The 22,235-nt window shown below is 72.0% G+C and carries 25 protein-coding genes; 12 read left to right on the top strand and 13 right to left on the bottom strand.

Features of this window, described 5'->3' with window-relative positions:
• Genes ACTHMF_RS18615 through ACTHMF_RS18605 form a run of 3 tightly spaced genes read left to right on the top strand, consistent with a single transcriptional unit; the run spans position 1 to position 2,246 of the window.
• Entirely contained in the window at positions 1 to 777 is a 777-nt protein-coding gene (locus tag ACTHMF_RS18615) for an isocitrate lyase/PEP mutase family protein (RefSeq protein ID WP_440319661.1), read from the top strand.
• Between the two features lie 28 nt (positions 778 to 805).
• Positions 806 to 1,828, top strand: a complete 1,023-nt coding sequence (acuI, locus tag ACTHMF_RS18610; protein WP_440319659.1) for an acrylyl-CoA reductase (NADPH) — start codon at positions 806 to 808, stop codon at positions 1,826 to 1,828.
• A 37-nt stretch (positions 1,829 to 1,865) separates the two neighbouring features.
• Positions 1,866 to 2,246, top strand: a complete 381-nt coding sequence (locus ACTHMF_RS18605; RefSeq protein WP_314146841.1) for a DUF1304 domain-containing protein — start codon at positions 1,866 to 1,868, stop codon at positions 2,244 to 2,246.
• Positions 2,247 to 2,265: 19 nt separating this feature from the next.
• Here the strand turns inward: ACTHMF_RS18605 and ACTHMF_RS18600 are convergent, their stop codons facing one another.
• On the bottom strand, positions 2,266 to 3,486 hold the full coding sequence (locus ACTHMF_RS18600; protein WP_440319657.1) for an FAD-dependent oxidoreductase: 1,221 nt from the start codon (positions 3,484 to 3,486) through the stop codon (positions 2,266 to 2,268).
• A gap of 24 nt (positions 3,487 to 3,510) precedes the next feature.
• Here ACTHMF_RS18600 and ACTHMF_RS18595 point away from each other — a divergent pair, with 24 nt between their 5' ends.
• Complete coding sequence (locus tag ACTHMF_RS18595) at positions 3,511 to 3,900, top strand: DUF1304 domain-containing protein (protein ID WP_440319655.1); 390 nt, start codon at positions 3,511 to 3,513, stop codon at positions 3,898 to 3,900.
• A gap of 116 nt (positions 3,901 to 4,016) precedes the next feature.
• Here ACTHMF_RS18595 and ACTHMF_RS18590 read toward each other — a convergent pair whose 3' ends face one another.
• Complete coding sequence (locus tag ACTHMF_RS18590; protein ID WP_314146846.1) at positions 4,017 to 4,403, bottom strand: hypothetical protein; 387 nt, start codon at positions 4,401 to 4,403, stop codon at positions 4,017 to 4,019.
• A 148-nt stretch (positions 4,404 to 4,551) separates the two neighbouring features.
• Between ACTHMF_RS18590 and ACTHMF_RS18585 the strand changes: the two genes are divergently transcribed.
• The 5 genes from ACTHMF_RS18585 (at position 4,552) to ACTHMF_RS18565 (ending at position 9,439) form a co-directional block, all read left to right on the top strand.
• Positions 4,552 to 5,733, top strand: coding sequence for an ROK family transcriptional regulator (locus ACTHMF_RS18585; protein WP_314146847.1), 1,182 nt, complete (start codon positions 4,552 to 4,554; stop codon positions 5,731 to 5,733).
• 150 nt (positions 5,734 to 5,883) lie between these two features.
• A complete protein-coding gene (locus tag ACTHMF_RS18580; RefSeq protein ID WP_314146848.1) occupies positions 5,884 to 6,999 on the top strand; it encodes an ABC transporter substrate-binding protein in 1,116 nt (371 codons plus the stop codon).
• A 106-nt stretch (positions 7,000 to 7,105) separates the two neighbouring features.
• Positions 7,106 to 7,915, top strand: a complete 810-nt coding sequence (locus ACTHMF_RS18575; RefSeq protein WP_314146886.1) for an ATP-binding cassette domain-containing protein — start codon at positions 7,106 to 7,108, stop codon at positions 7,913 to 7,915.
• The gene (locus ACTHMF_RS18570; protein WP_314146849.1) at positions 7,912 to 9,165 is read left to right on the top strand and encodes a sugar ABC transporter permease; all 1,254 of its coding nucleotides are present in this window, start codon (positions 7,912 to 7,914) and stop codon (positions 9,163 to 9,165) included. Before ACTHMF_RS18575 ends, ACTHMF_RS18570 begins: the two co-directional genes overlap by 4 nt.
• Before the next feature lie 37 nt (positions 9,166 to 9,202).
• Positions 9,203 to 9,439: a hypothetical protein gene (locus ACTHMF_RS18565; protein ID WP_314146850.1), complete on the top strand. Its 237-nt coding sequence runs from the start codon at positions 9,203 to 9,205 to the stop codon at positions 9,437 to 9,439.
• A gap of 44 nt (positions 9,440 to 9,483) precedes the next feature.
• Here ACTHMF_RS18565 and hemL read toward each other — a convergent pair whose 3' ends face one another.
• From hemL to hemE, 11 genes are read right to left on the bottom strand one after another with little or no spacing between them, the layout of a single operon-like run.
• The gene (gene hemL, locus ACTHMF_RS18560) at positions 9,484 to 10,830 is read right to left on the bottom strand and encodes a glutamate-1-semialdehyde 2,1-aminomutase (protein ID WP_440319652.1); all 1,347 of its coding nucleotides are present in this window, start codon (positions 10,828 to 10,830) and stop codon (positions 9,484 to 9,486) included.
• Positions 10,827 to 11,807, bottom strand: coding sequence for a porphobilinogen synthase (hemB, locus tag ACTHMF_RS18555; protein ID WP_440319650.1), 981 nt, complete (start codon positions 11,805 to 11,807; stop codon positions 10,827 to 10,829). The genes hemL and hemB overlap by 4 nt, the downstream gene beginning before the upstream one ends.
• Positions 11,808 to 11,855: 48 nt before the next feature.
• Positions 11,856 to 12,647: a uroporphyrinogen-III synthase gene (locus ACTHMF_RS18550; RefSeq protein WP_440319648.1), complete on the bottom strand. Its 792-nt coding sequence runs from the start codon at positions 12,645 to 12,647 to the stop codon at positions 11,856 to 11,858.
• Complete coding sequence (hemC, locus tag ACTHMF_RS18545) at positions 12,644 to 13,645, bottom strand: hydroxymethylbilane synthase (RefSeq protein ID WP_314146854.1); 1,002 nt, start codon at positions 13,643 to 13,645, stop codon at positions 12,644 to 12,646. Before hemC ends, ACTHMF_RS18550 begins: the two co-directional genes overlap by 4 nt.
• A complete protein-coding gene (locus tag ACTHMF_RS18540) occupies positions 13,642 to 14,823 on the bottom strand; it encodes a ferrochelatase (RefSeq protein ID WP_440319646.1) in 1,182 nt (393 codons plus the stop codon). The genes hemC and ACTHMF_RS18540 overlap by 4 nt, the downstream gene beginning before the upstream one ends.
• A complete protein-coding gene (hemQ, locus tag ACTHMF_RS18535) occupies positions 14,820 to 15,551 on the bottom strand; it encodes a hydrogen peroxide-dependent heme synthase (protein WP_440319644.1) in 732 nt (243 codons plus the stop codon). Before hemQ ends, ACTHMF_RS18540 begins: the two co-directional genes overlap by 4 nt.
• Before the next feature lie 42 nt (positions 15,552 to 15,593).
• Positions 15,594 to 15,809, bottom strand: a complete 216-nt coding sequence (locus ACTHMF_RS18530) for a DUF3618 domain-containing protein (RefSeq protein WP_440319642.1) — start codon at positions 15,807 to 15,809, stop codon at positions 15,594 to 15,596.
• Positions 15,799 to 16,224, bottom strand: a complete 426-nt coding sequence (locus ACTHMF_RS18525; protein ID WP_440319640.1) for a phage holin family protein — start codon at positions 16,222 to 16,224, stop codon at positions 15,799 to 15,801. Before ACTHMF_RS18525 ends, ACTHMF_RS18530 begins: the two co-directional genes overlap by 11 nt.
• 15 nt (positions 16,225 to 16,239) lie before the next feature.
• Complete coding sequence (locus ACTHMF_RS18520) at positions 16,240 to 16,572, bottom strand: hypothetical protein (RefSeq protein ID WP_314146859.1); 333 nt, start codon at positions 16,570 to 16,572, stop codon at positions 16,240 to 16,242.
• Positions 16,573 to 16,580: 8 nt separating this feature from the next.
• On the bottom strand, positions 16,581 to 18,140 hold the full coding sequence (gene hemG, locus ACTHMF_RS18515; RefSeq protein WP_440319638.1) for a protoporphyrinogen oxidase: 1,560 nt from the start codon (positions 18,138 to 18,140) through the stop codon (positions 16,581 to 16,583).
• Complete coding sequence (gene hemE / locus ACTHMF_RS18510) at positions 18,137 to 19,294, bottom strand: uroporphyrinogen decarboxylase (protein WP_440319636.1); 1,158 nt, start codon at positions 19,292 to 19,294, stop codon at positions 18,137 to 18,139. The genes hemG and hemE overlap by 4 nt, the downstream gene beginning before the upstream one ends.
• A 114-nt stretch (positions 19,295 to 19,408) precedes the next feature.
• On the opposite strand from hemE, the gene ACTHMF_RS18505 reads away from it, so the two are divergent.
• The 3 genes from ACTHMF_RS18505 to ACTHMF_RS18495 all read left to right on the top strand — a co-directional run.
• Entirely contained in the window at positions 19,409 to 20,713 is a 1,305-nt protein-coding gene (locus ACTHMF_RS18505; RefSeq protein ID WP_440319634.1) for a glutamyl-tRNA reductase, read from the top strand.
• A gap of 41 nt (positions 20,714 to 20,754) precedes the next feature.
• Complete coding sequence (locus tag ACTHMF_RS18500; protein ID WP_314146863.1) at positions 20,755 to 21,378, top strand: GNAT family N-acetyltransferase; 624 nt, start codon at positions 20,755 to 20,757, stop codon at positions 21,376 to 21,378.
• A gap of 65 nt (positions 21,379 to 21,443) precedes the next feature.
• The coding region (locus ACTHMF_RS18495) for a glycine--tRNA ligase (RefSeq protein WP_440319632.1) at positions 21,444 to 22,235 on the top strand (792 nt) is incomplete at its 3' end.

The raw sequence follows: 22,235 nt of genomic DNA, 5'->3' as shown, positions 1-22,235 counted from the left end.
ATGACGACGATCAGCGAACGCGGCGCCGAGCTGCGCCGGCTCCACCACGCCCCCGAACTGTTCCAGGTGGTGAACGTGTGGGACGCGATCTCGGCCAGGGCCGTCGCCGCCCTTCCGGAGACCAGGGCCCTCGCGACCGCCAGTCACTCCATCGCCGCGACGCTCGGCTACGAGGACGGCGAGAACATCCCGCTCGCCGAGATGCTCGACATGGTGCGCAGGATCGTCGAAGCGACCGACCTTCCGGTCAGCGCCGACCTGGAGGCCGGGTACGGGGACGCGGGCGAGACGATCCGCCGGGCGATCGGCGTCGGCGCGGTCGGTGCGAACCTCGAGGACCAGATGAAGCCGTTCGACGACGCGGTCCGCGCGGTGCGGGACGCCGTCGCCGCGGCCGACGCCGAGGGCGTGCCGTTCGCGCTCAACGCCAGGACGGACGCGTTCCTGCGCGGCGGGCTGCCGGACGACGAGCAGAAGGCCGAGGAGGCCATCCGCCGCGGACGGGCGTTCCTGGACGAGGGGGCGACCTGCGTCTTCGTGCCGGGCAAGCTGGACGAGCGGACCGTCGAGCGGCTGGTCGGCGGCCTCGGCGAGCGCAGCATCAGCGTGATCGCCGTCCCCGGTTCGCTCCCGCCCGCGCGGCTGGCGGAGCTCGGCGTCGCGCGCGTCTCGTACGGCCCGTGGACGCAGCGGGTCGCGCTCAACAGCCTGCAGCTGCTCGCGACCGAGCTGTACGCGGGCGGCGCCCTGCCGGAGGGCACGCGGGTCCTGAACTGACCGCGGGCGCCCGCGTAGGGTGAGTCGCATGAGCGACTTCCGGGCGATCGTGATCGAGCAGGAGACCGACGGGGGACGCATCGTCTCCCACACCGCCGAGGTGAGGGAGGTCGCGGACGCCTTCCTGATGGACGGCGACGTGACCATCGCCGTCGAGTACTCCGACCTCAACTACAAGGACGGCCTGGCGATCGCCGGACGGCCCGGCGTCGCGCGGACCTCGCCGCTCATCCCCGGCATCGACCTCGTCGGCACCGTCGAGTCGTCGTCCGACCCGCGCTGGCGCGAGGGCGACCGCGTCGTCCTGAACGGCGACGGGATCGGCGAGAGCCACCACGGCGGGCTCGCCCAGCGGGCGAGGGTGCGCGGCGACGCGCTCGTGCGCGTCCCGGACGCGCTCACCTCCGAGCAGGCCGCCGCGATCGGGACCGCGGGCTTCACGGCGATGCTGTCGGTGCTCGCGCTGGAGCGCAATGGCGTCGACCCCGCGGAGGTCGCCGCCTCGGGCAGCAGCGTGCTGGTCACGGGCGCCGCGGGCGGCGTCGGCTCGGTGGCGATCGCGGTGCTCGCGAAACTCGGCTACCCGGTCACCGCGTCGACGGGGCGCCCGGAGGAACAGGGCGGCTACCTCACCGACCTCGGCGCGACGACGATCATCGACCGCGCGGAGCTGGAGGGCGAGGGCCGCCCGCTGCAGAGCCAGCGCTGGGCCGGAGCGGTGGATGCGGTCGGCAGCAGGACCCTCGCCAACGTCCTGGCGCAGACCAGGTACGGCGGGACCGTGACCGCGTGCGGCCTCGCCCAGGGCCCCGACCTCCCGGCGACCGTGCTCCCGTTCATCCTGCGCGGTGTCAGCCTGATCGGCATCAACTCGGTGGAGGCGCCGGCCGCCCTCCGCGAGACGGCCTGGCGCCGGCTGGCGACCGACCTGGACGAGGAGGCGCTCGCCGCGATGACCCGCTTCATCACGCTGGACGAGGCGATCCCGGCCGCGGAGGACATCCTCGCCGGCCGGCTGCACGGCCGCACCGTGGTCGACGTGCGGCGGTAGCGCCGGCCCGGCGGCGGGATACCCGTATGCTGGCCGCATGATCGTCCTCGCCACCGTCGTGGTCACCCTGGCCGCCGCCCTGCACATCGCGATCTTCTTCATGGAGAGCGTCGCCTGGGCGCGTCCCGCCGTGTGGAAGCGGTTCGGCGTCGCCGACCAGGCCGCGGCGGACACGACGAAGCCGATGGCGTACAACCAGGGCTTCTACAACCTGTTCCTCGCGATCGGCGCGATCGTCGGCCTCATCCTCTTCGGCGTCGGGATGCACGCGGCCGGTCTCGCCCTGATCTACTTCACGATGGCCAGCATGCTCGCGGCCGCCGTCGTCCTGGTGACCAGCGGACGCGGCTACCTGCGGCCGGCGATCATCCAGGGCACCCTGCCGCTGATCGGCATCGTCCTGATGCTGCTGTCCTGACGCTCGGGCCGCGACAGGATCAGCGCAGCGCGGGCGCGACCGACTCCGGTCGCAGACCCCGGCCGACCAGGCGCGCCGCCACCCGCTGCGCGATCGGCGTCGCCGCGGCGAGCGCCGCGCCGGCGAGCGGCGGCCGCGGACTCGGCAGCAGCGGAGCGGCACCAGGACGGGTGATCCGCCGGTGGGCGGCGAGCTGGATGCGCTGCATCGCCTGGGCCGGTGGCAACCTCCGGCGCTGGATCCCGTCCAGCACGCGCAGGTCCACCGGTCCGGACCGCAGCGGTTCGACGACCGCGTTCGCGGTGGCGACGGCATCCTGCACGGCGTAGTTGACGCCGACCCCGAAGGCCGGCGACATCGCGTGCGCGGCGTCCCCGATGGCCAGGAAGCCGCGCCGGTACCAGCGGTCGAGGTGGTCGATCTGCACGCTCAGCAGCTTCACCTGGTCCCAGTCCGCGATCGTCTCCAGCGGCCCGGCGAGGAATGGAGCCGCGCCGGCGACCGCCGAACGGAAGACGTCGAGGCCCGCCTCGCGCAGCTCGTCGATGCCGCCCTTCGGGATGATCAGGCCGGCCTGGTAGTAGTCGCCGCGGTCGATGGTGACGACCATCGCGCCGTGGCCGATGTAGGCGAGCGTCGACGGCGGGGCGGCCTCCGGCTTGGGCAGCCGGAACCAGAGCACGTCGATGGGGACGCCGTACCGGCGCGGGCGCAGGCCCGCCGCGGCGCGCAGCACGGAGTCGCGGCCGTCCGCCGCGATCGTCAGGTCCGCCTGGATGCGGACCGGCCCCTCCGGCCCCTCCGCGGTGAGCCCGCGCACCTCGCCGTCCTCCCAGATCAGCCCGGTCGCCTCGGTGCTCATCCGCAGGTGGAAGGACGGCGAGCGCTCACCCTGCTCCGCGAGGAAGGTCAGGAAGTCCCACTGCGGCGCGAGCACGAGGAAGTCGTCCGGCGGCCGCAGCCTGCCGAAGTCGATCGGGTGCAGCCGGGTGCCGTCCACGACGGCGTCGAGCGTGCGGATGCTCGTGTGCGGGAGGCCGAGGAACGCGTCCCGCAGCCCGAGCTCGCCGAGCACCCCGATCGTGGAGGGGTGGATGGTGTCGCCGCGGAAGTCGCGGAAGAAGTCCGCGTGCTTCTCCAGCACGACGACATCGATGCCGTTGCGGGCGAGCAGCAGGGCCAGCATCATCCCGGCGGGGCCGCCTCCGGAGATCGCGCACGTGGTGTTCATCACATCCATGCCTCCGCAGCGTATCCTCCCGCCATGGCGATCGTCGCGTCCGTCCTCCTGGCCCTGGCCGCCGTCGTGCACCTCGGCTTCTTCGCGATGGAAAGCATGCTGTGGTCGAGCCCGGGGGTCTGGCGGCGGTTCGGCGTCGCGAGCCAGCGGGACGCCGACGCCGTGCGGCCGATGGCGTACAACCAGGGCTTCTACAACCTGTTCCTCGCGGGCGGCGTCGTCGTCGGCCTCGCGCTGTACTGGACGACCCTGCGCCACGTGGGCTTCGGGCTGCTCTTCTTCTGCGGCGTCTGCATGGTGCTCGCCGCGGTCGTGCTGCTGACGACGGGCCGCCGCTACTGGCCGGCCGCGCTGCTGCAGGGCGGCCCGCCCCTGCTCGCGCTCGTGCTGTTCTCCGTCGCGAACGCCGCGTGAGCCGGTCGCTCGCGCCCGACTGTCCCGCCCCGGTACGAACGTCCCTGCTCGAACACCCCCGTGATGTACCGGGCGGACACACTCGCGGGGGGCGGGAGCGGGCGGGGCGGGGGGGGTTACTCGATGGGTTCGCCGTCGGCGGGGAGGTCGTCGGCGTCGATGCGGAGGGTCTCGACGAGCTTCGCGGCGTGCGGCGTGGAGACGATGACGCGGGAGAACTCCTCGCCGGCGATGTCGACCACGACGGCCGCGCGCTGCTTGCCCTTGATGAGCAGGAAGTCCTTGCCGCCGTGGAACTTCCAGGTGCCGACGGACAGCGTCAGCGGGACGGCGGCGCCCGGCGCGCGGATGCCGCGGATCCAGATCCACGGGTCCTCGGTGATCGCCACCGAGGAGATGCTGTCGCGCGGGATGACGATGTCCTCCCGGCGCAGGGCCAACGCCTTCTCGGCCCGCGTCAGGTGGATCTCCAGGCGGTCGGGATGAACGTGCAGGTCGGCCATAGCTCTATCCTGCCAACCGGGTCGGCCGAGCGGGGCTGGCGAACCTCACAAAGCCATAACCGTTCGGTTGTGACCGGCCGTGAGAGAGGCCTCAGACGGCCGTCGGCTCCCGGTTCCCGAGCAGCGCTCGCCATGTATCCTTCTCGTCGTGGCAACGCAGCGGCGGACTCCGGGCTCGCAGACTTCACTTCGTGAAGCCAACCGGGCTCGGATCGTCGACGCCATCAAGAAGCACGGCGGGCTGACCCAGGTCGAGCTCGCCGGGGCCACCGGGCTCTCCCCCGCGACGGTCTCCAACATCGTCAAGGAGCTGTCCTCCTCCGGTGTGCTGCACACCGCGCAGAGCATCCGCTCCGGCCGCAGGGCGCAGCACGTCACGCTCGCACACGCGCTCGGACTCGTCGTCGGCGTGCACTTCTCGACCAGGCACCTGCGCGTCGCGCTCTCGGACGTCGCGAACACCGTCGTCGCCGAGAACCACATGCCGCTCGCCAAGGACCACCGCGCCGACAACGAGCTCGACAAGGTGTCCATGCTGCTCAGCGACATGCTGGAGTCGGTGGAGGCGTCCCGCGACGAGGTGCTCGCGGTCGGGATCGCGCTGCCCGCGCCCCTGGACCGCGCCTCCGGCACCATCGCCCGCAGCGGGATCATGCGCGGCTGGGACGGCGTGGTCGTCGCAGAGGCGATGGAGCGCAGGGTGAAGCGGCCGGTGTTCGTCGACAACGCCGCGAACCTGGCCGCTCTCGCGGAGTCGCGCCTGGGAGCCGGGCGCGGCAAGCGCACCTCGATCACCCTCGACGTCGGCGACGGGATCGGCGCGGGGCTGCTGCTGAACGGCCAGCTGTTCCGCGGCAACAACGGCGTGGCCGGCGAGTTCGGGCACACCACGATCCGGGAGAACGGGCCGCTCTGCCGCTGCGGCAACCGCGGCTGCCTGGAGGCGATCGCCGGCGGTCCCGCCATCCTGGACGAGCTGCGCGACCACCTCGGCAGCCTGAAGCTCGGCGACGTCGTCCTGCAGGCGATGGCGGGGGACGCGCGCTGCATCCGGGCGATCGCGGACGCGGGCAAGCACATCGGCATCGCGACCGCGAACCTCTGCAACCTGCTCGACCCCGAGCGCGTGGTCGTCGGCGGCGAGCTGGCGCGCGCCGGCGAGCTTCTGCTCGGCCCGATGCGGCACGCCGTCGAGCGCTCGATCATCGTGAACGAGGACCTGATGCCGGACATCGTCCAGGGCCAGCTCGGTCCGCGCGCGGCGACGCTCGGAGCGGTCGCGTACGCGGTCGACTGCGTCTCCCTGACCCCCGGCGGCGCGGGGATGTGAACAGCACCCGATCCGCCGTGTCCCCCGCCGTCCCCCATCCGTGACGAACCGTTATCGAAAGCTTGGCTTCAAGTCTTGACGCCAAGCGAGCCGCACTGCAACACTCGACGCAGCCGCCAACGAAGGCGGTCCCGAATCGGAGGTTTTTCAATGAAGATCGCCACCAAGAGAGCGGTCATCGCGTCCGCCGCGATCCTGCTCACAGCCGTAACCCTCACAGCGTGTTCGAACGGCAGCGGGAATTCTTCCAACAACACCGCCGACGCCGCGAACGCCAAGATCGGCCTCCTGCTCCCCGACTCCGTGACCGCCCGCTACGAGGCCGCGGACAAGCCGTACTTCGAGGCGAAGGTCAAGGAGCTGTGCTCCGGCTGCCAGGTCCTCTACGCGAACGCCGACGGCGACGCCAGCAAGCAGCAGCAGCAGGCGGAGTCGATGCTGACCCAGGGCGTCAAGGTGCTCGTGCTCGACCCGTTCGACGGCGAGGCCGCGGCCTCCATCGTCGGCGAGGCGAAGGCGAAGAACATCCCTGTCATCTCCTACGACCGTCTGATCAACAGCAAGGACCTGAACTACTACATCTCGTTCGACAACGAGAAGGTCGGCCAGCTGCAGGCTCAGGCGCTCGTCGACAAGCTGAAGAAGGACGGCGTGCCCTCTGGCAGCGGCATCCTGATGGTCAACGGCTCGCCGACGGACAACAACGCGACCCAGTTCAAGAAGGGCGCGCACAGCGTCATCGACTCCAGCGGCTACAAGGTGCTCGCCGAGTACGACACACCGGGATGGGACCCCGCGAAGGCCCAGGACTGGGTGTCCGGCCAGGTCTCGCAGTTCAAGAACCAGATCAAGGGCGTGTACGCGGCCAACGACGGCACCGGCGGCGGCGCGATCGCGGCCATGAAGGCGGCCAACCTGAGCCCGCTGCCCCCGGTCACCGGACAGGACGCCGAGCTCGCGGGCATCCAGCGCATCCTCGCCGGCGACCAGTACATGACCGTGTACAAGGCGCTCAAGCCGGAGGCCGAGAAGGCGGCGACGCTCGCCATCGCTCTCACCAAGGGCCAGAAGCCGTCCGAGCAGACCACCGAGGTCGACACGGCGGGCGGCGCGAAGATCGCGTCCATCCTCCTGACCCCGGTCGCGGTGACCGCCGACAACATCGAGTCGACGGTCGTGAAGGACGAGTTCTACGGCTCCGACTCCGCCGCGAAGATCTGCACCGCCGACTACAAGGCGGCCTGCGACAAGTACGGCATCAAGTAACACCAGCAACACACAGACACCCGGCCTGGGGATGCGGATCCGCACCTCCAGGCCGGGTGGTTCCGACTTACAGTTGACCCACGAGACGAAGGAGAACGCCGTGACGATGGAGTCCCCGGTCACAGAACAGGAGCGGTCGAACCGCCAGCCCGTCCTCTCTCTGCGCGGCGTCTCGAAGGGCTTCGGCGCCGTGCAGGCGCTCACCGACATCCACCTGGACGTGTACCCCGGCGAGGTCGTCGCGCTGGTGGGAGACAACGGCGCGGGCAAGTCGACGCTCGTCAAGATCCTCGCCGGCGTGCATCCGCAGGACGCGGGGACGATCACGTTCGACGGGCAGGATGTGAACATCCCCTCGCCCGCCGCCTCCCGCGAGCTCGGCATCGCGACCGTGTTCCAGGACCTGGCGCTCTGCGACAACCTCGATGTGGTGTCCAACCTCTTCCTCGGCCGCGAGATCACCCACGGCACGCTGGACGAGGAGGAGATGGAGAAGCGCTCCTGGAGCCTGCTGCGTCAGCTCTCCGCGCGCATCCCGTCGGTGCGGATCGCCGTCGCCTCACTCTCGGGCGGTCAGCGGCAGACCGTCGCCATCGCGCGCTCGCTGATCGGCGACCCCCGCATCGTCATCCTGGACGAGCCGACCGCCGCCCTCGGCGTCGCGCAGACCGCGGAGGTCCTCAACCTGATCGAGCGGCTGCGCGAGCGCGGCCTCGGCGTCATCCTGATCAGCCACAACATGGCCGACGTGCAGGCGGTGGCCGACCGGGTCGCCGTGCTGCGGCTCGGCCGCAACAACGGCGACTTCCGGGTTCCGGACGTCAGCTACGAGGAGATCATCTCGGCGATCACCGGCGCGACGGACAATGTCGTCTCGCAGCGGGCCGAGCGCATCGAAGGGAAGCACGAGGCATGACGAAGGCACCAGAGACGCCGGCCGAACTCGCGGCCGACCTCCAGGACGAGCGGCTCATCCGCGACGAGGGCCTCGCCGGCGCGGCGCGGGCGTTCGGCCGCCGGGTGCGCGGCGGCGACCTCGGCTCGCTGCCGGTCGTCATCGGCCTGATCGTGATCTGGGTCGTCTTCCAGATCCTCAACCCGAACTTCCTCAGCGCGAACAACCTCGTCAACCTGACCCTGCAGTGCGCGGCGATCGGCACGATCTCGATCGGCATCGTCCTCGTGCTGCTGCTCGGCCAGATCGACCTGTCCGTCGGCTCGGTGAGCGGTGTCGCGGCGGCCATCCTCGGCGTCGGCTTCACGCAGCTGCACTGGCCGCTCGCGGTGACCGTCATCGTGGCGATCCTCGCCGGCTCGCTGATCGGCCTGCTGTACGGCTTCCTGTTCACGCGGTTCGGCGTACCGAGCTTCGTGATCACGCTGGCCGGTCTGCTCGGCTTCCTGGGCGTGCAGCTGTGGATCCTCGGGCCGAACAGCTCGATCAACATCCCCTACGACTCGTGGATCGTGACGTTCGCGCAGCAGACCTTCCTGCCGCCGTGGGCGGCGTACGCGCTGGCCGCGATCGCGGCGCTCGGGATGTTCTTCTCCGACTGGCGGCGCAACGTCCGGCGGCGCAAGGCCGGGCTCTCCGAGGGCTCGATGACGCTGGTGCTGATCAAGGCGGCGCTGCTGCTCGTCGGCCTCTGCATCGCGGTCTGGTACCTCTCCACCGACCGCGGGACCGGCGCGATGTTCCTGTTCTTCGTGATCCTGGTCGTGGTGATGAACTTCTTCCTCACCCGCACCAAGTGGGGACGCTCGGTGTTCGCGGTCGGCGGCTCGGTGGAGGCGGCAAGGCGAGCAGGTATCAAGGTGAACCGCGTGTTCATCAGCGTCTTCATCCTCTGCTCCACGTTCGCGGCGGTCGGCGGACTGCTCGCGGCGGCGCGTCTGGCGTCGGTCAGCGCGGGCTCGGGCGGGACGGACACGAACCTGAACGCGATCGCCGCCGCCGTGATCGGCGGGACGAGCCTCTTCGGCGGGCGCGGTTCGGCGTGGTCCGCGCTGCTGGGCATCCTGGTGATCCAGTCGATCTCGAACGGCCTGACGCTGCTCAACCTGGACTCCTCGTACCGGTTCATGATCACCGGAGCGGTCCTGCTGCTCGCCGTGATCATCGACTCGCTGTCGCGCCGGTCGCGGGAGTCGCACGGCCAAGCGTAGGCGGCGGCACGCCGGGCGGGTGTGAGAAGGTGGTCGGATGACCCGGACCACCACCTTCCGCGCCCGCCTTCTGCGTGCGGGCGCGGAGCCGCAGACGGTGACGGTGCGGGCCGCCTCCGACTCGCCGCCGCGCACGCTGCGGCGCCCGGCCGGCGGAGGAGGAACGCTCACGTTCGACGTCTACGCGCTGCTCGACGCCGACGGCTGGCCGGCCTCGGCCACCTACACCTTCGTGGACACCCTCTCCCGGGCCCCCTCCACCTCCGACGAGTAACCGCCCCGCCCGCAGGCCGGCCTACGCGGGGAGCGGGGCGCGGGTCAGGGGGTGGCGGCGGCCGCGGCGCGGGCGGCGGCGGGGAGGGCGTCGAGGATGCGGGAGACGGCGGTGTCGTCGTGCGCCGCGGTGACGAACCAGGCCTCGAAGACGCTCGGCGGAAGCGAGACGCCGGCGTCCAGCATCGCGTGGAAGAACGCGCGGTAGCGGTACGCCTCCTGCTTCTGCACCTCGGCGTACGTGCGCGGCGCGGAGGCGAAGTCGCCGAATACGAAGCTGAACAGGTTGCCGGCGTGCTGCACGCGGTGCGCGACGCCCTCGGCGGTCAGCGCCTCGGACACCGCGCGGGACACCGTGTCCGCCACCACGTCGAGCCGGTCGTAGACCGCCTCGTCGGCGAGTTCGAGCGTCGCGAGCCCGGCGGCGACGGCGACCGGGTTCCCGGACAGCGTCCCCGCCTGGTAGACCGGGCCGGTCGGGGCGAGGAAGTCCATGAGCTCCGCGCGTCCGCCGACAGCGGCGAGCGGCATCCCGCCGCCGATGACCTTGCCGAACGTGACGAGGTCCGGCGTGTAGCCGCGGTCGAGACCCCAGAAGCCGGCGTCGCTCACGCGGAAACCGGTCAGCACCTCGTCCAGGATGAGCAGCGCGCCGAACTCGTGCGCCAGGTCCGCGAGCGCGGCGTTGAAGCCCTCGTCCGGCGGGACGACGCCCATGTTCGCCGCCGCGGCCTCGGTGATGACGGCCGCGATGTCGGGGCCGCGCTCCTCGAAGACGGCGCGGACCGCGTCCAGGTCGTTGTACGGGAGCACGAGCGTCTGCGCAGCGGTCGCCTCCGTCACCCCGGCGGATCCGGGCAGCGACAGCGTGGCGAGCCCGGAGCCCGCCTCGGCGAGCAGGCTGTCCGAGTGGCCGTGGTAGTGGCCGGCGAACTTGATCAGCAGCGGCCGGCCGGTGAAGCCGCGCGCGAGCCGGATCGCCGTCATCGTCGCCTCGGTGCCCGTGGACACCAGCCGCAGCTTCTCCACGAACGGGACGCGCGCAAGCACCGCCTCCGCGAGCTCGGTCTCCGCCGGAGTGGATGCGCCGAAGGACAGGCCGTTCGCCGCGGTCCGCTGGACCGCCTCCACGACGGCCGGGTGGGCGTGGCCGAGGATGGCCGGGCCCCACGACGCGACGAGGTCCACGTACTCTCGGCCCTGGGCGTCGACGATGTACGGGCCGCGCGCCGAGACCATGAACCGCGGCGTGCCGCCGACGGAACGGAAGGCGCGGACGGGCGAGTTCACGCCGCCCGGGATGACGCGCTGCGCGCGCTCGAACTGGGCGAGATTGATGTCGCCGAGCGCTGCGCCGTCGGCGAGGCCCTGCAGATCCTGCTCGTCGGTCATCGCAGCCACCCCGCGACCTCGGTCGCCCAGTAGGTGAGCACGGCGTCCGCGCCTGCGCGGCGGGCGCCGATCAGGGTCTCCTCGATGATGCGGTTCCTGTCGATCCAGCCGTTCGCGGCGGCCGCCTCGACCATCGCGTACTCGCCGGAGACCTGGTACGCCCAGACCGGGACGTCGCTGATCGCCGCGACGTCGCTGAGCACATCCAGGTAGCCGAGGGCCGGCTTCACCATGAGGATGACGGCGCCCTCCTCCAGGTCCAGGCGCGCCTCGCGCAGACCCTCGCGGCGGTTGGCCGGGTCCTGCTGGTACGCGCGGCGGTCGCCGGAGAGCTGGGAGTCGACGGCCTCGCGGAACGGGCCGTAGAACGCGGACGCGTACTTGGCGGCGTAGGCGAGCACGACGACGTCGGTGCGCCCGGCCTCGTCGAGGGCGTCGCGCACGGCGGCGACCTGGCCGTCCATCATGCCGCTGAGGCCGAGCAGCTGCGAGCCGGCCTCGGCCTGGGCGATGGCCATGTCGCGGTAGCGCAGCAGGGTGGCGTCGTTGTCGACGTGACCGCTGCCGTCCAGCACGCCGCAGTGCCCGTGGTCGGTGAACTCGTCCAGGCACAGGTCGGTCTGCACGACGAGCGCGTCGCCGGCCTCCGCGGCGACCGCGCGGGTCGCGACGTTGAGGATGCCGTCCGGGTCGGTCGCGGCGCTGCCGATCGCGTCCCTGGTCTCCGGGACGCCGAAGAGCATGACGCCGCCGACGCCGGCCTCGGCGGCCTCGGCGACGGCGCGCTTGAGCGAGTCCAGGCTGTGCTGGACGACGCCGGGCATGGAGGCGATCGGCTGCGGCTCCGACGCGCCCTCGCGCACGAAGAGCGGGAGGATCAGCTCGGCAGGGTGGAGGCGGGTCTCGGCGGTCAGGCGGCGCATCGCGGGCGACTGCCGGAGCCGCCGCGGACGGACGACGGGATGAAGCTCACTCACTCTCCCCAGCCTACGCCCGCCGCGCTGTGTGCTCGCCGGGGGCGGGCGTCAGGAGGCGGCGCGGGAGCTGGCGGCCGCGGCGACGGCCTCGATGAGAGAGGCGGCGGTGCGCTCGGCGGCGATGACGTCGACGCGCAGACCGTAGTCGCGCGCATCCCGCGCGGTCTGCGGCCCGATGGCGGCGACGAGCGTGGACTCCGGGATCGGTCCGAGCTGCTCCTGCACCTGCTGGGCGACGGAGCCGCTGGTCACGAGGATGGCCTGCACGAGACCCGCGCGCACATCCTCCACGACCTTCTCGGGCACCGCGACGCCGACCGTGCGGTAGGCGACGACCGACTCAACGTCGTGCCCGATACGGCGCAGCCCCTCGGTGAGGAGGGGCTTGGCGATCTCGGAGCGGAGGGTGAGGATGCGCAGCGGCACGACGCCCTGTGTGGCGGCCTCCCACTCCGCGAGCAGACCGCGGGCCGAGTTGTCCTCGGCGGGGACGAGGTCGACGTGGTAGCCGGCGGCGGTCAGGGCGGCCGCGGTGGTCTCGCCGACGGCGGCGACCCTGGTGGTCGGCGGGACGACGGCGCGCTGCGCGCTCAGCACATCCACCGTGGTGGCGCTGGTGACCGTCATCCAGTCGAACTCGCCGGCGGCCAGGCGCTCGAGCGCGCGCTCCAGGGCAGGGGCGTCGGCGGTGGGGGCGTACTTGTTACTCGCCGCCACGACGGGGGACGCGCCCTTTGCGCGCAGGTCGGCCGCGACCGAGTCGCCCCACGGGCCGCCGCGCGGCACCAGGACGCGCCAGCCGGCGAGCGGCTTCTGCGCGGACGGACCGGTGGTGGTCATCGCGTGCTCCCGAGCGGGGCGAGGCCGGCGGCGCCCGCCTCCAGGAGCTCCGACACGACGCGGGCGCCGACGTCGCGCGCCGCCTCGTCGAGGTCGGCGGCGCCGAACGAGTCGGGGGTCGCGGCGTGCGAGGCGGTGAGCCGCTCCGTTCCGTCCGGCCGGTAGACCGTCGCGGTGAGGAACAGCAGGCCGTCCTCGACCAGCGCCGAGGCGCCGATCGGTGCGGCGCAACCCGCCTCCAGACCCGCGAGCACGGCGCGCTCCGCGGTCGCAGTCGCGTGCGTCGTCACGTGGTCGACGGCCTGCAGGGCACGGGCGATCGGACCGCGGCCCTTCTCGTCGCCCGCCCTGACCTCGATCGCGAGCGCGCCCTGGCCCGGCGCGGTCGGGAACTGGGACAGCGGGAAGTAGTCGGTGGCGGCATCCAGCCGGTCGAGCCTGCTGAGACCGGCCGCTGCGAGCACCACGGCGTCCAGGTCGCCCTCGGCGACCCGGCCGAGGCGGGTGTCGACGTTGCCGCGGATGTCGACGACGTCGAGGTCCGGTCGCTGGGCCTTCAGCTGCGCGATGCGGCGCGGCGAGCCGGTGCCGACCCTGGCGCCCTCTGGCAGCGTCTCGAGCGTGAGGCCGTCGCGCGCGCACAGCACGTCCCTGGCGTCCGCCCGCTTCGGGACGGCGCCGATCACGAGGCCGGGTGCGGCCGCCGTCGGCAGGTCCTTGAGGGAGTGCACGAGCAGGTCGCACTCGTCGGCCAGCAGCGCCTCGCGCAGCGCGGTCGCGAACACGCCCGTCCCGCCGAGGTCGGAGAGCGACTCGCGGGAGGTGTCGCCGTGCGTCGTCACCGTGACGAGCTCGACGTCGACGCCGGTCGCGCGGGCGATCGCCTTCGCGACGTGGGTCGTCTGCGCGACGGCGAGAGCGCTGCCGCGAGTGCCGATGCGCAGCACGCCGTCACGCCGCTCGGACGCTCCGGCGGCCGTCGTCACGGTTCCGGTCACGGCGCCAGCCCCGCAGCGGCCGGCTTGAAACCGAGCCGGACGTTCTCGCAGCAGCCGGGACGGCACACGTCGTACCACGGGCCGAGGTCGGTGAGCGCGGGTCGCTGGTCCACCGGGACGCCGTCGCGGCGCTCCAGCACCAGGTCGACGAGACCCTTCACGTACTTCGCGTGCGTTCCCGGAGTGGGGACGCGCACGGCGACGAGGCCGTTCTCCTCGCTGGACTCCATCGCCTCGTTGTCGAGGTCCCAGAGCACCTCCATGTGGTCGCTCACGAAGCCGAGCGGGACGATGATCACGGCCTTCACGCCCGTCGCGGGCAGCTCGGCGATGCGGTCGTTGATGTCCGGCTCGAGCCACGGCATCGAGGGCGGGCCCGAGCGGGACTGGTAGACGAGGTCCCAGCCGATGACGCCGCCGATCGCTGCCTGCGAGACGACCTCGGCGACCGCGAGGTGCTGCGCGGCGTACGCGCCGCCCTCGCCGAAGCCGCGCTCGGCGGGGCCGGACTTGGCGGCGTCCGTCGACGGGATGGAGTGCGTCGAGTACAGGATCCGGATCTCGGTCGCCGGGTCGATGCCGGGCACCTTCTCCTGGATCTCTGCGACGGCGTTCTTCACGCCCTCGATGAACGGCTCCACGAAGCCGGGGTGGTCGAAGAACTGGCGCACCTTGTCGATCTGGATGGTGCCCTCCAGCCCGGTCTCCTCGAGCGTGCGCGCGAAGTCCTCGCGGTACTGGCGGCAGCTCGAGTAGGACGAGTACGCGCTCGTGGCGATCGCGATCAGCTTCGTGAAGCCGCGCTCGTTCGCCTCGCGCAGGGCGTCCTCGATGTACGGGTCCCAGTTGCGGTTGCCCCACAGCACCGGCAGGTCGATGCCGCGCGAGGCGAGCTCCGCCTCTAGCGCGGCCTTGAGCTCGCGGTTCTGGTCGTTGATCGGGCTCACGCCGCCGAAGTGCCGGTAGTGGTGGGCGACCTCCTCGAGGCGCTCCTCGGGGATGCCGCGACCGCGGGTGACGTTGCGCAGGAACGGGATGACGTCGTCCTGGCCCTCCGGGCCGCCGAAGCCGGCGAGCAGGATGGCGTCGTACGCGACCGGCTCGGTGACGTGCTCGGGGCCGGCCGCCGCGGCGGGCGTCGCACCGATCACGCGCGGCGTGGTCTCGGTTCCGGTCACTGCAGGACCTCCACGATCTCGGCCGGCTCGACGCGGCGGCCCGTGAAGAACGGGACCTCCTCGCGCACGTGCCTGCGCGCCTCGGTGTAGCGCAGGTCGCGCATCATGTCGACGAGGTCGGTGAGCTGGTCAGCCTCGAGCGGCAGGATCCACTCGTAGTCGCCGAGCGCGAACGACGCGACCGTGTTGGCCAGGACGCTGCGGAACGCTGCGCCCTTGCGGCCGTGCTCTGCGAGCATCTGCGCGCGCTCCTCGTCGGGCAGCAGATACCACTCGTAGCTGCGCACGAACGGGTAGACGCACAGCCAGCCCTTCGGCTCCTTGCCGCGCAGGAAGCCGGGGACGTGGGACCGGTTGAACTCCGCGTCCCTGTGCACGCCCATCGCGTTCCAGGTGGGAAGGAGCGCCTTGAACAGCCGGGTGCGGCGCAGCTGCCGCAGCCCCCACTGCAGCGCCTCCGCCTCCGGGCCGTGCAGCCAGATCATGACGTCGGCGTCGGCGCGCAGGCCGGAGACGTCGTAGAGGCCGCGGGTGGTGACGCCCTGCAGCTCGATGTCGGCGATCACGCCCTCGAGCTCCTGCACCGCCTTGGGGACGTCGGTGCCGTCGAGGTCGTCGGGGCGCGCCGGGTCGCGGCGCAGCACGGCCCACAGGGTGAAGCCGCTCGGAGTCTCAGTCATCTCTTCGGGGGTGGTCGACTCTGCCGGTCCGGCAGCCGGGGTACTCATACCCACAGTCTCCCCCGCAAACCTGTGAAGGCAAAAACGGGGTCAGCGCCGGATCAGGCTGACGATCCCCCACACCGCCCCGCCGACCGCGAGGGCGACGCCGACCGCGATGCCGGCCAGGGCGACCGGGTTGTCCCTGCGCAGCGCCTGGATCCGCTCGGCGGTGCGCTTCGGCACGTTCAGCTTGTACTCGATGGCGTCCAGGGTCGCCGCCAGCTCGGCGCGGGCCCGCTCGACGTCGCTGCGGTCAGTTGTCATAGGTGCCCATCCCCTTCACGGCGTCCACGTCGGACTTGACGCTCGCGATGGTCTCCTTCGGGGCGACGCCGTCGATCTTCTTGAGCGAGGAGACCCCGATCAAAGCGAGGATGACGGCGATCACCACGAGCACGCCGAAGACGATCAGCGCGGCGGCCCAGCCGGGAAGCACGACGGCCAGGCCCAGGATCCCGGCGGCGATCAGCACACCGAGCGCGAAGAAGAGCAGAAAGGCGGCGGTCGCGAACAGTCCTATGCCGATGCCGGCATACTTCGCCTTCGCCGCGAACTCCTCCTTGAGGTGCGTCAGCTCCGCCTTCAGGAGTTCGATCACCAGCCGCGGCAGCGCGGTGATCAGCTCGCCGAGCGACTGCTGCCTCGCCGGTCGTGCGTCCGCACGTTCTCGATCGCTCATGGCTCCCCTCCCGGGTTACGCTCCGTCGCCGTCCCTGACGGCCTTGGCGACGCCGTCCGCCTGCAGCGGCGGCTCGCCCGACCGGGCCGGGTACGGCGCACGCGCCTCGCGGCGCCTGTCGTTCGCCTGAACGACGAACTTCTTGACGGTGACGAACACGGCCTCCGGCACCTCGCCCACCTTGTCGGCGACGAAGTCCTCGACCGCGTGGACCTGCTTCTGCACTCCGGGGGACTCCCAGACCTTCGTGGCGGCGGCCTTGATCTGCTCGTAGCGCTTGCGTCCGGCCCGTGCGCCGAGCACGTAGCCCACCGCGGCGCCCGCCACGAAGAGTAGCTTTCCGCGCATTCCGTCCCTCACCTCTCCAGGTTGTCGGTCAGTGCCTTCCAGCGTAGACCCCGTACGCGCTCGGCCACCCGGCGCGCATCCGGGATGACGGACGCCAGTCCGGTCCCGGTCAGCCAGGAGCCGGTCACCTCGATTCCCTCGACGCTCTCGGCCCCGTCGCGGACGCGCTGGATGCGCTCCCGCTGCCCCACTGTCGCATAGGGCAGGGCATTCGTCCAGGGGGTCCTCGCAAATGCCTCGACCGCGGATTCCGGGAACGGAATATTCAGGATCTCGGCCGCGTCCGCCGCCGCGATGGCGCGCAGCTCCTCGTCGGGGAGGGACGTCGTCTCCGCGGGCCTTCCCGCTCTCCCGTAGGACAGCCGGACGATGTTGCGGCCGCCCGCCGCCTCCGCGACCCACGCCCACTTGGCGCTCGAGTGCGTCATCGCCTTGGCGCGCACGCGGGATCCTGAGGTGTCGGCGACGAGCACGCCGGTGCCGCGCGGGGCGGCGGTGACGCGGTCGTCGGCGATCACCAGGGTGACCAGCTCGACGCTCGACGCCGCAGGCCAGTCCAGACCGGCGAGGTCGGCGAGCTCCGGGTCGGCGGTCGGCAGCAGCCGCAGCGCGGCGTCCGCGGGGGCCGCGACGACGACCGCGTCCGCGTCGACGGTCGAGCCGTCCGCGAGCCGGACGGTCCAGCGCGCGGGGATGGTCCCCTCCTCGGGCCGGCCATCGCCGATCGCTGCCTCGACGGCCGCCTCGGCGAGCTCGTCCGGCTCCGGCTCCCGCCAGGGCTCGACCGCGGCGACCTCGGCTCCGGTGCGCAGCACACCGCCGCGGTTGCGGATGTCGGCGACCAGCGCCTCCGGCAGCCGCCACATCCCGCCGCGGATGCCCTGCACCGCGCTGCCCGCCTTGGCGGACGCGCGCAGGTCGCCGACCGCGCCGGACAGCGATCCCGCTCTGGTGAGCGCGGCGTTCAGTCCGGGGGCGACCACGTCCACGTCGAGATCGTCCGGGTCGGCCGAATAGACGCCCGTGACGACGGGCGCGACGAGCTCGTCCAGCACCTTTCTCCCCATCCGCTTGCGGACGAGCGTGCCCAGCCGGCGCTCCTGACCGATCTTCAGCACCGGCATCAGCCGGTCGAGGTAGGCGCGGAGGGCGCCGCCCCAGCCGATCGCCGCGATGACGTCGGTCGCGAGCGGGACGCTCGGGATGCCGAGCAGGCCGGCCTTCGGCAGCGGGACGGTGCGGGTGCCGTTGCGCACCCAGGCGCCCGCGGCATTCGGCGCGACGACGTCGGCGGTCAGCCCGAGGTCGGCGATCAGCTCGGCGACGTGACCGCCGCGGGTGGCGAAGCTCTCGGCGCCGGCGTCCAGGGTGAGGCCGTCGAGCTCGAGCGGCGCGACGGAGCCGCCGAAGCGCTCACCCGCCTCCAGGACGGTGACCTCGAAGCCCGGGCGGGCGCACTCCCTCGCCACGACCAGGCCGGCCATCCCGCCGCCGACGACGACGATGCGGGTCGGCGGCGCCTCGACAGCGTGCCGGATCTCCTCGCCGAGGTCCTCGTGCTCGGTCACGCCTGCCACCCGTGGACGAGCTCGACCACGCGGGTCAGCACGGTGGGGTCGGTCTCCGGCGGGACGCCGTGGCCCAGGTTGAGGACGTGCGCCGGGGCGTCCAGACCGCGGCGGAGCACCGCGTCGACGTGCGCGGCGAGCACCTCCCAGGGCGCGGCGAGCATCGCGGGGTCGACGTTGCCCTGCACCGGGACGACGTGGCCGAGCCGCCTGCTCGCCTCGTCCAGCGGGGTCCGGTAGTCGACGCCGACCGCGTCCGCCCCCACCTCGTGCATCGCCTTGAGCAGGTCGCCGGTGCCGACGCCGAAGTGCACCAGGGGGACGTTGCGGACCGCGGGCTCGCCGTCCTGCCGGACCGGTGCCTGCAGCGGAGCGTGCGGCGGGGCGACGGGGACGCCGTAGGTCAGGTCGCGCACGTGCGACAGCGCGCGGGCGGAGGCCGGGGCGACGTGCTCGGTGTAGTCCGCGAGCGAGAGGGAGCCCGCCCACGAGTCGAACAGCTGCGCGGCGCTCGCGCCGGCCAGCACCTGAGCCCGCAGGAAGGCGCCGGACACGTCCGCGGTCCAGGCCATCAGCCGCGACCACGCCTCCGGGTCGGCGTGCATCAGGGTGCGCGCGCGGATGTGGTCCTTCGACGGGCCGCCCTCGACCAGGTACGCGGCGAGGGTGAACGGCGCACCGGCGAACCCGATCAGCGGCGTCTCCCCCAGCTCCGCGACGGTGAGCCGGACCGCCTCGGCGATCGGGGCGAAGGTGTCGGCGTCCAGCGAGGCCGGGTCGACCTCCTCCAGCCGCTTCACGTCGTCCAGCGTCCGCACCGGCTGCTCGAAGACCGGGCCCTTGCCTGGCTGGATCTCGACGGCGATGCCGGCGAGCTTGAGCGGGACCACGATGTCGCTGAAGAAGATGCCGGCGTCGACCCCGTGCCTGCGCACCGGCTGCAGCGTGATCTCGCTGGCCATCGCGGGGTCGAGGCACGCGTCCAGCATCCGCGTGCCGACGCGCAGTTCGCGGTACTCCGGAAGGGATCGACCCGCCTGTCGCATGAACCACACCGGGGTCACCTCCTGGCGCTCGCCCTGGTAGGAGCGGACGAGACGACTGGCGGCGGTGAGGCCGGCGGCGAGCGGGTGGGCGGAGTCGAGGGAGGTCACGTGACGATTCTGCCAGGGCGGATTCTGCCAATCACCCGGGAATCCGCGCGTCCGGCCGCTCTGGCGGGCCCTCCGATTCGGGGGAAGGCCGGCGGCGAGCGTAGGCTTCTCACCGTGCTTCTCTGCTTCTCGTCGAGCCACCGCACCGCGGAATTCGACCTCCTGGAACGGCTCGAGCGTCACGCTCCGGCCGTCACCGCCGCACTCGCAGAGCACTCCGAAGTCGTGACCGGGTCCGTGGTGCTCGCCACCTGCAACCGGTTCGAGGCCTACCTCGACATCGACGAGCCCCTGCCCGCCGCTCGGGCGGTCTCGGCCGAGACCGTGATCGAGGCGGTCAGCGCAGCCAGCGGCATCGACGCCGACCTGCTGCGCTCCTCCAGCTCCGTCTACTGCGACGACGCGGTGGCCGAGCACCTGTTCTCCGTCTCGAGCGGGCTCGAGTCCGTCGTCGTCGGCGAGGGCGAGATCGCGGGCCAGGTGCGCCGCGCCCTGCAGTCCGCCCGCCTCGCCGGCACCGTGACGAGCGACCTGGAGCGGCTGTTCCAGATCGCGTCGCGCACCTCGCGCGGCGTGAAGAACCGCACCGGGATCATGACGGCCGGCCGCTCGATGGTGCGCCTCGCCCTCGACCTCGCCGAGAGCCGGGTCAGCGACTGGGCCCAGGTGCGCGTGCTGCTGGTCGGCACCGGGAAGTACGCGGGCGCGAGCCTCGCGGCGCTGCGCGACAAGGGCGCCACCGATGTGCGGGTCTACTCGCCGTCCGGTCGCGCGGCCAAGTTCGCGCTGTCCCACGACATCGCGCCGGTGGAGGCGGGCGAGCTGGAGGAGGCTCTGGCCGTCTCCGACCTGATCGTCACCTGCTCCGCCGTCACCGACTACGTGCTGACGCCCGGGATGCTGGCCGTCGCCGCCGCCCGTCACGACGCCGTCGAGCGCCGCCTCGTGATCGACCTCGGCCTCCCCCGCAACGTCGACCCGGCCGTGGGGGACCTGCACGGCGTCGAGATGCTCGACCTGGAGACCATCAGCATCCACGCGCCGGTCGAGGAGCTGCAGGCCGCGGAGGACGCCCGCGAGATCGTCGGCGCCGCCGCCGCCGAGTTCGCCGCCCAGACGGCCGAGCAGGCGATCACCCCCGCGCTCGTCGCGTTGCGCACCCACGTCTTCGACGTGCTCGACGCCGAGATCGAGCGCGCCCGCTCGCGCGGCGACTCCAGCGAGCAGACCGAGGCCGCCCTGCGCCACCTCGCCGGAGTGCTGCTGCACACCCCGTCCGTGCGTGCCCGCGAGCTCGCCAGGCAGGGCGACGCCCAGTCCTTCGTGGACGGTGCCGCCGCGCTGTTCGGCCTGCAGATCGAGGCGCCGGCAGAGCAGGTGCGGCTGACCGCCATCGACGACCGGTCCGCGGCATCCTGACGCATCCCGACGCATCCCGAACCGCCACCCGAGGAGGAACCGTGAGCGACGAAGCCACGATCGAGACCCCCGCACCGCACACCGCGGCCGGCCTGCCGTACGCCGCGGAGGAGCTCCGCACCGAGCGGCTGCTGCTGCGCCCGCTGAACAGCGGCGACCTCGAGAACGGTCACGAGTTCGAGCGCCTCAAGGATGTCGCACGCTACCTCTACTGGGAGGTGCACGACCACGACGAGTCCGCGGAGCACCTGCGCAAGCGCATCGCGATGAACCGGCTCGCCGAGGACGGCGACGGGATCGTCTACGCCGTCGAGCTCCCCGACCCGGAGGGCGGCCACAGCCGCGTGATCGGGCACGTGAGCCTCTTCCTCAAGAAGGCGGAGTGGGCGAAGTTCGAGATGGGCTGGGTGTTCCATCCCGCCGTGCACGGGCGCGGCTACGCGACGGAGGCGACGACGCGACTGCTCGAGCTCTGCTTCGAGACGCTCGGCGGCCACCGCGTGTTCGCGCAGCTCGACGCGCGCAACGAGGCGTCGGCCCGGCTGTGCGAGATCATCGGGATGCGTCAGGAGGCGCTGCTGCGCCAGACCGAGATCGCCAAGGGCGAGTGGACGGACACGGCGGTGTTCGCCATCCTGGAGCAGGACTTCCGCTCCGGACGGTGACGTTCCCGCTTCCTCAGTAGGATGGACGGGTCCCCACCACACCCCGGCACCGAACAGGGAGCACCATGGCCGCACCGTCGAGACTGGATTCCGTCATCACGCTGGCGCAGCACCGCGGATTCGTCTTCCCCTCCGGAGAGATCTACGGCGGCACCCGGTCCGCGTGGGACTACGGACCCCTCGGCGTCGAGCTGAAGGAGAACATCAAGCGCGAGTGGTGGAACGCGTTCGTTCGCGGCCGCGGCGACATGGTCGGCCTCGACTCGGCGATCATCCTGCCGACCGCGGTGTGGGAGGCGTCCGGTCACGTCAAGGTGTTCTCCGACCCGCTCACCGAGTCGCTGATCACCCACAAGCGCTACCGCGCCGACCACCTGTTCGAGGCGTACGAGGCCGAGCACGGCCACCCGCCGGCGAACGGCCTGGCCGACATCGCCGACCCCGACCACCCGGACAAGGTGGGCCAGTGGACGCCGATCCGCCAGTTCTCCGGCCTGATGAAGACCTTCCTCGGCGTCGTGGACGACGAGTCCGGCCTGCACTACATGCGCCCGGAGACCGCGCAGGGCATCTTCACCGACTTCGCGCATGTGCTGCAGGCGGCGCGCAAGAAGCCGCCGTTCGGCATCGGCCAGATCGGCAAGGCGTTCCGCAACGAGATCACGCCGGGCAACTTCATCTTCCGCACCCGCGAGTTCGAGCAGATGGAGATCGAATTCTTCGTCGAGCCGGGCACCGACGACGAGTGGTTCCAGACCTGGATCGACCTGTGCTGGGACTGGTTCGTCGACCTCGGCATCGACCCGGCGAACATCCGCCGCTTCGAGCACCCGAAGGACAAGCTCGCGCACTACTCG

The organism is Leifsonia sp. (genome assembly GCF_051955155.1).
In the GTDB taxonomy this organism is placed as follows: domain Bacteria; phylum Actinomycetota; class Actinomycetes; order Actinomycetales; family Microbacteriaceae; genus Leifsonia.
Note: the sequence above shows the minus strand (reverse complement) of the source record. Positions and strands in the feature narration are given on the sequence as shown.

Bases quoted from the DNA above. Each gene is read 5' to 3' on its own strand.
- ACTHMF_RS18530 (WP_440319642.1), bottom strand. From the start codon at position 15,809: ATGACAACTGACCGCAGCGACGTCGAGCGGGCCCGCGCCGAGCTGGCG.
- ACTHMF_RS18600 (WP_440319657.1), bottom strand. From the start codon at position 3,486: ATGGATGTGATGAACACCACGTGCGCGATCTCCGGAGGCGGCCCCGCC.
- ACTHMF_RS18550 (WP_440319648.1), bottom strand. From the start codon at position 12,647: ATGACCACCACCGGTCCGTCCGCGCAGAAGCCGCTCGCCGGCTGGCGC.
- ACTHMF_RS18565 (WP_314146850.1), top strand. From the start codon at position 9,203: ATGACCCGGACCACCACCTTCCGCGCCCGCCTTCTGCGTGCGGGCGCG.
- ACTHMF_RS18525 (WP_440319640.1), bottom strand. From the start codon at position 16,224: ATGAGCGATCGAGAACGTGCGGACGCACGACCGGCGAGGCAGCAGTCG.
- hemL (WP_440319652.1), bottom strand. From the start codon at position 10,830: ATGACCGACGAGCAGGATCTGCAGGGCCTCGCCGACGGCGCAGCGCTC.
- ACTHMF_RS18575 (WP_314146886.1), top strand. From the start codon at position 7,106: ATGGAGTCCCCGGTCACAGAACAGGAGCGGTCGAACCGCCAGCCCGTC.
- ACTHMF_RS18595 (WP_440319655.1), top strand. From the start codon at position 3,511: ATGGCGATCGTCGCGTCCGTCCTCCTGGCCCTGGCCGCCGTCGTGCAC.
- ACTHMF_RS18520 (WP_314146859.1), bottom strand. From the start codon at position 16,572: ATGCGCGGAAAGCTACTCTTCGTGGCGGGCGCCGCGGTGGGCTACGTG.
- ACTHMF_RS18580 (WP_314146848.1), top strand. From the start codon at position 5,884: ATGAAGATCGCCACCAAGAGAGCGGTCATCGCGTCCGCCGCGATCCTG.
- ACTHMF_RS18615 (WP_440319661.1), top strand. From the start codon at position 1: ATGACGACGATCAGCGAACGCGGCGCCGAGCTGCGCCGGCTCCACCAC.
- hemQ (WP_440319644.1), bottom strand. From the start codon at position 15,551: ATGAGTACCCCGGCTGCCGGACCGGCAGAGTCGACCACCCCCGAAGAG.
- ACTHMF_RS18605 (WP_314146841.1), top strand. From the start codon at position 1,866: ATGATCGTCCTCGCCACCGTCGTGGTCACCCTGGCCGCCGCCCTGCAC.
- ACTHMF_RS18570 (WP_314146849.1), top strand. From the start codon at position 7,912: ATGACGAAGGCACCAGAGACGCCGGCCGAACTCGCGGCCGACCTCCAG.
- ACTHMF_RS18590 (WP_314146846.1), bottom strand. From the start codon at position 4,403: ATGGCCGACCTGCACGTTCATCCCGACCGCCTGGAGATCCACCTGACG.
- acuI (WP_440319659.1), top strand. From the start codon at position 806: ATGAGCGACTTCCGGGCGATCGTGATCGAGCAGGAGACCGACGGGGGA.